Annotated in this window: 2 protein-coding genes; both read right to left on the bottom strand. The window is 61.7% G+C overall.

What is annotated here, in order from left to right:
- Positions 1-702 (bottom strand): porin (locus VEH04_04885; protein ID HYG22098.1); only part of this gene is annotated, 702 nt, incomplete at its 3' end.
- Positions 703-1044: 342 nt separating this feature from the next.
- Positions 1045-1596: LysR substrate-binding domain-containing protein (locus VEH04_04880; GenBank protein ID HYG22097.1), on the bottom strand; the 552-nt coding region annotated here is incomplete at its 5' end.

Genomic DNA, 1596 nt, shown 5'->3' with positions numbered 1-1596 from the left:
GTATTCCGTTTGCCAGTCCGGCTCGGCGCCGGCGACGATGGTGGATGCGTACTGGCGGAACCGGGTAACGGCGGCGGACAGCAGGACCGGGCCCGATGCGTAGTTGCCGCTGGCGCCGACAAGACGGCCCGACCCGGCGGGATTTTCGTCGCCCAGCCCGAGCATCAATCGGCCGGAAAGCGCCCCGGAGGTGCCGGTAAGGAGAATCGAATTGTTGATGCGCCCTGTCGCCTGGTGTCCGCCTGATCCGGCGCCCGAACCGGGGCTTTGATACAGCGCGTTGCCCGTTCCCTGATTGTTGCCCCAGTAGCCCTGGCTGCCCGGATCCGTGGTTGCCAGGCTCAGCAGCATGGGCGAGTACTGGCGTCCGAACGAAACACTGAGCGAGGACGATGCCAGGCCCACCCATGCCTGCCGGCCAAACAGCACGCCGCCCTGGCCGATCGTTCCCGTGTCGGGGTTGAATCCGTTTTCAAGAACGAAATTCGCCTTCAGGCCCCCGCCGAGATCTTCGGTACCCCGGAATCCGATTCTGCTCCCGAGGCCTACCCCGGAAGTCATTTCCTTTTGCCGGAGCGCGGCGCCGCCGGCGTCGGTCACGCTGACGGCGACATCGAGCAGGCCATACACTGTCACATTGGATTGCGCTGAAGCTGCCCCGGAAGTAAGCAATAGCGGGAGCAAGCAAGCAAGCTTTCGCATGGATTCACCTTTAATCATTGTTTTCCGTTACGCATTCCGGCAATCGCCGGGCGCACGGATTATTTGGTTTATCGGAAGCCTCGCCGCACTCACGACATCCGCGGGAATGAATCGAAAGCGTGTCGTCCTCAACTCTGAAAATGCGATAACAGTTCATTCGCCAGTCGTGTTGCAGCAAGACCATGCTAGCAACACGAAGATGTGTCAGTAAGGCACAAAATTCTCACCCGGGCGGTCTCAAAAAGTTTCCACCAAGGGGCTTGGACGAACGAAAAAGTCACCACCCCCGGCCGTTGCGGGCGGGGCAATCGTGATGAATTCGGGGGGAAATGCAGAGGGGACTCAGGCGTCCTTGAGATTTTCTGTCAGCCACTCGCGCAGCCGCACGATGCGCGGCTCATTCTCGCGATCGCTTCTGGTGACGAAATAGTAGCCGCCGATGCGGGGCGCATCGGGAACCACCTGCAGCAGGCCGCCGCGCATGTTTTGCACGTTGAAAACGTCGGGAAAAAGGCCGGGACCCTGATCCCGGTGCACCGCCTCGAGCACTGCGGTCGACACGCCGACGCGGGGCCCGTTCAAGTGGCCGCAATTCTTGATGCCGAGCGCATCGAACCAGTTTTGCCAGTCTTCCTGGTAACGCTCGTGGATGAGAGGCACGGACAGCAGGTCTTTGGGCTGGCGTATCTCGGGATGCTTTTCCACCCACGCCCGCGACGCTACCGCGATCAATCGCGGTCGCAGGATCAGGTGGTTCGAGAGATCGCGCGCGGTGGGGCAGCCGTAACGCACCACGGCATCGACCTCGTTGTCGAAGAAGGAGGGCGTTTGTTCGGTCGGGAGAAGCGATATCGCCACCCCTGGCAAGGCCTCCTGCAAGGATCCCAGCCGCGG

Source organism: Verrucomicrobiia bacterium (assembly GCA_035629175.1).
GTDB lineage: Bacteria > Verrucomicrobiota > Verrucomicrobiia > Limisphaerales > DASXHY01 > DASXHY01.
This window is presented reverse-complemented; position numbering and strand designations above follow the sequence as displayed.